Origin of the sequence: Streptomyces sp. NPDC057638, assembly GCF_042800315.1 — a bacterium.
Classification (GTDB): domain Bacteria; phylum Actinomycetota; class Actinomycetes; order Streptomycetales; family Streptomycetaceae; genus Streptomyces.
The window spans coordinates 1-6581 of the sequence record NZ_JBHVHF010000371.1 but is presented as its reverse complement, the minus strand read 5'-3'; the positions used below and the strand labels follow the sequence as shown (position 1 = coordinate 6581).

Below are 6581 nucleotides of genomic sequence, written 5' to 3'. Positions count from 1 at the left end.
TCCTCCGCCTTGCGATCGCACGCACCAGACCCCGCCAGACCCTCCCCCTGGACTTCGTCACAGGGGGAGGACGACGCTACTTTGACGACACTCCCTAGGGCGAGTACGTCGAGGATCCGGCCTAACGCCGCCAGGCCCCGGCCGCCGCCGCGGACTCGACGAACGACGCGAAATCGGCCGCGTCGCGCCCCAGCGCCTGCCGGACCCCCTCCGAGACCTTCCGCTCCTGGCCCGAGGAGACCGGGAGCAGCGCGGCCGCCCACAGCTTCGCCTCGGTGGCCGTGGCGCCGTTCGCCACGTTCTCCGCCACGAACTCGTCCAGGGTCAGGGGGACATAGCGGGCGCTGCGGCCGGTCGCCTTGTTGATCAGCCCCAGTGCCTCGTCCAGCGGAACGGCGGACGGCCCCGACAGCTCGTAGATCCGGCCGGCATGGCCGTCCTCCGTCAGGGCGGCCACCGCCACCGCCGCGATGTCGTCCACATCGATCCAGCTGGCCGCGCCGTCCCCGGCGGGCAGCCGCAGCTCCCCGGCGAGGATGCCGTCGTTGAAGAACCCCTCGTCGAAGTTCTGCGCGAACCAGCCAGGACGCAGCACGGTCCAGGCCAGGCCCGACTCCCGCACCGCCGCCTCACTGGTGAGGAAGCCCTCGCTGACGGCGTTGGACTCGCCGTAGTAGTCCGGGATCTCGACCCCGCGCGCCGAGAGCAGTACCAGCCGCTCCACGCCCGCCTCGGCGGCGCGCGCCGCCAGCGTGCGCGTCTTCGACGGCTGTGCGTCGTACTGAACGATGTACACGCCGGACGCGCCCTCGAGCGCCGGGCCCCAGGTGGACTCGTCACGCCAGTCGAAGCGCAGTTCGGACCTGCGGGACGCCACCCGGACCGGTACGCCACGGCTTTCGAGCCTGCGTACGACACGGCTGCCGGTCTTTCCGGTGCCGCCGATCACAAGAATGGGTTTCTCAGTCATGGGCACGAGAGTAGCGGCGGAATTCGCCGGAAATACCGCACAGTGGGCGGCCCGTTATCGGCCAGTGGGAATGTGGTAGCACCATCACATTCGCGGCCCTTGTTCAGAGGTCGCGATGGTCGAAAGAATTCAGGAGTTCCGCATGACTGACCTCACGGGCAAGACGGCACTGGTGACGGGCGGCAGCCGGGGCATCGGGCGTGCCATCGCCCGGCGCCTGGCGAAGGAAGGGGCGCTCGTCGCCTTCACCTACGCCAGCGACGAGGAGTCCGCCAAGGAGACGGTGGCCTCGATCGAGTCGGACGGCGGCCGCGCGTTCGCCTTCCGCGCCGCGCTGGGCGTACCGGGTGACGCCGACGGGCTGTGGGCGGAGTTCGACGCCGCGATCGGCAAGCACTCCGACACCCCCGGTGTCGACATCCTGGTGAACAACGCGGGCGTCGTCGGCGGCGGCCAGATCCACGAAGTCACCGAGGCCGACTACGACAAGGTCTTCGCCGTCAACGCGAAGGCCCCCTTCTTCGTCATCCAGAAGGGCCTGGAGCGACTGCGCGACGGTGGCCGGATCATCAACATCTCCTCCGGAGTCACCAAGGTCGCCTTCCCGGCCATGACCTCCTACGCCGCCTCCAAGGGCGCCATCGAGGTGCTGACGCTGACCCTGGCGGTCACCCTCGGCCCCCGCGGCATCACCGTCAACGCGGTCTCGCCGGGCACCATCGAGACGGACATCCACCCGTGGATGGCCGACCCCGACGCCAAGGCGCACGCCGCCGCGTTCTCTGTCTTCAACCGGGTCGGACAGCCGACCGACGTCGCCGACGTGGTCGCGTTCCTCGCGTCCGACGACGCGCGCTGGGTGACCGGTCAGAACATCGACGCGAGCGGAGGTTCCGGTCTGGGTATCTGACACCGACTGACTGACAGCATTTGAGCTGAGGGGTTCCGTCCGCACACGGAGGAGAGCGCCGTCCGGGTCCACCGCACAGGGGCCGGACGGCGCTCTTCTGCGCGCCCGCGCCCCGCCGGCCCCCTGCGAGCCCGTCCCGCCCCTGACCTGATCCCACCATCGCGCCCCGGCCCGTGGGGCCTGCCCCTGGACCCCCATGGGTGTGGGCGTGCGGGCTCCCATCGCGCGGGGCCGGGCCCACCACCCGTGTGGGCCCGGCGTTCCCCCCCCGTTGTGGGCATGCGGTGGCACCGCCGTGCCCACAAGCGGGCGGAACCCGGGCCCGCAAGCGGGTGGGCCCAGCCCGCAGGTTGCGGGGCGCGCGGTGGAAAAGGGTGGCCCCCCGGGGGCGAGGGGGAGGGCTCGCCGCCGGGGGGCCAGGAGTGCCCCGAGGGTCAGGGGCGTATGGCCAGGGTGTGGCGGAAGATGTCCAGCGGGTCCCAGGTCCGCTTCACGTTCTGCAACCGGGGATAGCCGGCCTTGAAGTACAGCGAACTCCACGGCACACCTGAGGTGTTGTGCACCGGGCTGTTGAGGTCGACGTCGGCGTAGTTGATGAACGCCCCGTCCGCGTGACTGTCCGGCCGCGGCACGCCCCCGGTCGCGGCGAAGACATCACGGTAGAACTCCCGTACCCACGCCTTGTTGACGGCGTCCTCCGCGGGTGTGGCCCACATGTCGATGAAGAGCATCTTCATGATGGAGTCACGCTGGGGGACGGCCGTGTCGCTCGGGAACGGGATGTTGGCGACGGCGCCGTAGCCGACGATCTCCACCAGCGCGGCGGGGTTGTTGTAGTCGGTTCGGGTCATGTGCTGCCAGAACGCGGCGAGGTGCGCGGGCTGGAAGTGGTGCCGCATATAGGCCGACTTGGCCTTGAAGCGGTTCTTGCCCTCGAAGCCGCTGCCGCCGAGGCCGGGCCAGTTGAGCACGTTGTAGAGCCAGTTGACCCGCTTGCGGGCGTCGACCCGGTAGGTCAGGCCCGTGCCCGCGACGATGGCGGCGAGGAACCCGTCGAGCAGCGCGTCGGCGTTGGGCACGGCGGAGTCGATCTGGGTCGACATCAGGAACTCGCCCGCCGAGCGGTGGCGCGGCTTGAGGGCGCTCCACAGCTTGGCGTAGGGGTGGAGCGGGTTCTGGTGGGTCTCGAAGAACGTCGAGAAGTTGAGCAGCAGCCGGGAGAACGCGGCCTGGGTCATGCCCTGCCAGGAGAAGGCGACCTCGGAGACGATCAGCTCCTGCGGGGCCTTGGGCAGCAGGTCGGCCGGGTTGGTGGACAGGACGCCCCGGTTGCGGAACCAGTACTTGGTGACGATGCCGAAGTTGCCGCCGCCGCCGCCGGTGTGGCCCCACCACAGCTCGCGCTTGGGGTCGAGGATGTCGCGGGTGGCGAGCACCTTGCGGGCCTGGCGCTGCGCGTCGACCACGACGACCTCGACGGCCTCCAGGTAGTCGACGGTGACGCCGTGGGAGCGGCAGAGCGGGCCGTAGCCACCGCCGGTGACATGGCCGCCGACGCCGACACCGGGGCAGGTGCCGCCGGGTATGGTGACGCCCCAGTTCTGGAAGAGGGTCTGGTAGACCCCGCCCAGGCGGGCGCCGGGTTCGATGGCGAAGGCGCGGCGGGCGTTGTCGAAGGTGACGGACTGCATCGCCGATACGTCGATGAGGACGCGCACCTGGGAGTTGCTGGTGAAGTCCTCGTAGCAGTGGCCGGCGCTGCGCACCGTGAAGCGCAGTCCCGCGTCGAGGGTCTCCTGGACGGCCTGGACCACCTGGTCGGCGTTGCTGGCGACGAGTACGTAGTCGGGCGTGCCCACCCAGCGCTGGTTGGCGCCGGTGACGAGCCCGGGGTAACGCGGGTCGTTCGGCAGGACCGTGACGAGCTGGGCGTTGTTCGCGATGGCGGCCGCCGCGGTCGGCTCGGCCGCGTAGGACATGCCGCCCCAGCCGCCGAGGGTGTGCAGCGCCAGGGCCGCGCCGCCGACTGCGGCGCTGTTTCTTGTGAACTCCCGGCGAGAAACTCCGGACATTGGTCGTACCTCCGAGGAATGCGATGAACTCGGTTGACTGTGGGGGGTTCGAACCACCTGGGCACGGAACTCGACATCACAGCTCCTGACCACGGAGGTGTGCATTTCCGACCGTTCAGCCCAATGGCGCCGAACGCTAGCGGCCGCATGACACCGTCAGGTAACCGTTCACCAATTCCTCTTGTGAAGGAATGTACTCAATTGGTCCGGACAAGACGTCCGTCTATCCCCCGTTTATCCTGTGCGACCGTGGGTTACACGGCCCTGACCTCGGCTGCCGGGCCCCGCTCCCGGCAGACATCATTGGCCCACCAACTGGTCTGAGACCCCTCGGCGAGGGTGTATTCAACTGCGGTTTCGGTGGCCGCGCGGGTCGCGTCGCAGACTTGGATCGCCCCGGGCGGCGCGTCGGACAGAAGGCCGTGGCAGAGATCGAGAAGGGCGCCGTTGACGGTCGGCGGGTCCCCTCCCGGGCGCAGCCTTAACAGGGCCTGGCCCGTCGCCACGGAGGCGTGGAAGGTCATCCAGCCAGGTGGCGTCTGACGCGGTGTTGACAGCGGAGCCAGGGCGGTGAGCAGATCGCGCAGCGCGGCGCCCGCCTGGACGGCCCGCAGCGCGGTGGAGCCCTCGTCCACGCGGACCGGCGGCCGGTCGTCGCGGACCCGGAAGAGGCCGAGGGTGACGGCGCCTATGGAGGCCACCGGCTCCCCGCCGAAGCGCTCTATCTCCTGATGGGCGACGCGGCTGGTGTACTCGAACAGTTCGTCCATCATCCCGTCCGGATAGTCCGGACCGAGCCCCTCGGGGCCCGCGACCGGCCGGGTCCGGGCGAGCAGCACGCTCAGCTGGCGCCGCTCGGTGGTGACCGGTCCGAGTGTGGGCGGACGACGGCGTACGGGGACCCGGCGCGCGCCCGGCGCGGGCCGCTCGCCCGGCTGCGGACGGCGCGGTGCCACGACGGGCTCGCGCTCCTCGCGCCGGGGGCGCGCGGCGCCGACCGTGAGCGAGGGGCGCTCGACACTGAAGGCCGGGGCGCTCGGCAGGCTCAGCACCGGGTCATGGGCGAGGATGGCCTGCTGGAGTCCGCGCAGCTCGTGTCCGGGCTCCAGGCCCAGGTCCTCCACGAGGGTGGCCCGGATGCGGTTGTAGACCCCGAGGGCGGCGGCCTGGCGTCCGCAGCGGTACAGGGCGAGCATCAGCTGCCCGGAGGCCCGCTCGCGCAGCGGCTCGGCCTCCACCGTGGCCTCCAGCTCGCCGAGGACGGCGTAGTGCTGGCCGCACTGGAGCTTCGCCTCGAAGTAGTCCTCCAGGACGTCGAGACGGCTGTTCTGCACCGCGTTGAGCTCGGGCCACATGATGCCCGTCTCGACCAGGTCGGCCAGGAGCGGGCCGCACCAGAGGTCGAGGGCCCCGCTGAGCAGGGCGGTCGCCTCGTGCGGCTGTCCGGCGGAGAGCTTGGCGCGGCCCTGGGAGACCCGGGTGCGGAAGAGGTGGAGATCCACCTGGTCCGGGTCGACCCGGATCATGTAGCCCGGGACGCGGGTCACGAGCTCGGCGGGGCGTTCGACCTGGTGCGCGTACTCGTTGAACATCCCCCGCAGGCCCCATACCGCGTTCTGCAGTATCTTCCGCGCGGTGACCGGCGCGTTGTCGGTGCTCCAGAGCGCCGACAGCAACTGGCTCGTGGGGACGACCTGATTGGCCCGCAGCAGCAGATAGCCCAGCGTCGCCCGCTGTCTCGTGCCCCCCAGGGGCACCGGTACATCGCCCGCCAGCAACTCCAGCGGGCCCAGCATCCGAAAGCGCATAACTCCCCCAGTCCCACGCGGGTTTCCTGACGCTCTCCCGAGATTACAAACCATCGCGTCGGTTTGTCAAAAGGGAGTTCGGATCTGGAGGGGAACAACTTTGCTGGCTCCAGCGAGAGTTGACAGAGTCTCAAGTGATGTCAAAGTCACGGCTGGAAGGGGTGGATTAGGTCGTTCTGGGCGCTTTTGGTGGCGGCGGTCGCGGTGCTGACCAGGGCTGGAGGGCGATAGGGGGGCGGGCTAGGGGTGCGCTTGACCCTCCGCTGTAACAACACGGAAGGTCGGTTTACTTTGCGGAATGCTCCGGCTGTCGGGCGCGGTTCCGCGTACGTCAGGGACGTACGGGCGAGGGAGCGTGACGGGCGTGGCGGGTGTGACGGCCGCGGCCGGAGCGGTCGTCGGCGGGCCGGCCCGTACCCGGTGGCCGTCCGCGCGTCGGCGCGGTCGGCGTCGCGTCCGGTGCGCACGGGGGCGGACGGGGCGGTGCCGGGACCGTATGGACGCCTCGGCGGCGCGCGGCACGACGGGGCCTCGGCGGCGGGACGGGGCGGTACGCAGGTGGTGCGCGGAGGCCGCACGAAGGCGGTAGGGCCGTACGAAGGCGCCTGCGGCCGTCGGCGGGACGGGGGCGGGGCGCGTGCCCGGGGCGGCGTCACGGGGAGCCCCGGGCGGATGCCGCCGGGACGCCCGTCCGCCTCCGTACCCGGTGTCCGCGCGCTCGGGGCGGACGGCGGCGGCGCGGCCCCGCCGGAAGGGCCCCGGCGCGGGGAGCGCAGGCCGCGGAGGGCGGGCGGCCCGGTGCCGGACGGCCGGTCAGGGCC

At 71.0% G+C, this 6581-nt stretch carries 4 protein-coding genes; 1 reads left to right on the top strand and 3 read right to left on the bottom strand.

Annotation, left to right across the window (positions count from 1 at the left end):
* Window positions 1-121: 121 nt before the first annotated feature.
* Window positions 122-970 (bottom strand): NAD(P)H-binding protein, encoded by an 849-nt coding sequence (locus tag ACFVIM_RS31090; protein WP_384308455.1) that lies wholly within the window; start codon window positions 968-970, stop codon window positions 122-124.
* Between the two features lie 142 nt (window positions 971-1112).
* On the opposite strand from ACFVIM_RS31090, the gene ACFVIM_RS31085 reads away from it, so the two are divergent.
* Window positions 1113-1880, top strand: coding sequence for an SDR family oxidoreductase (locus ACFVIM_RS31085; RefSeq protein WP_384308452.1), 768 nt, complete (start codon window positions 1113-1115; stop codon window positions 1878-1880).
* A gap of 434 nt (window positions 1881-2314) precedes the next feature.
* On the opposite strand, the gene ACFVIM_RS31080 is transcribed toward ACFVIM_RS31085, so the two are convergent.
* Both ACFVIM_RS31080 and ACFVIM_RS31075 read right to left on the bottom strand, forming a co-directional pair.
* Window positions 2315-3952 carry an FAD-binding protein gene (locus tag ACFVIM_RS31080; RefSeq protein WP_384308450.1) on the bottom strand — a complete coding sequence of 546 codons (1638 nt, stop codon included), beginning with the start codon at window positions 3950-3952 and terminating at the stop codon, window positions 2315-2317.
* A gap of 254 nt (window positions 3953-4206) precedes the next feature.
* Window positions 4207-5760, bottom strand: coding sequence for a BTAD domain-containing putative transcriptional regulator (locus ACFVIM_RS31075; protein WP_384308447.1), 1554 nt, complete (start codon window positions 5758-5760; stop codon window positions 4207-4209).
* Window positions 5761-6581 lie beyond the last annotated feature (821 nt).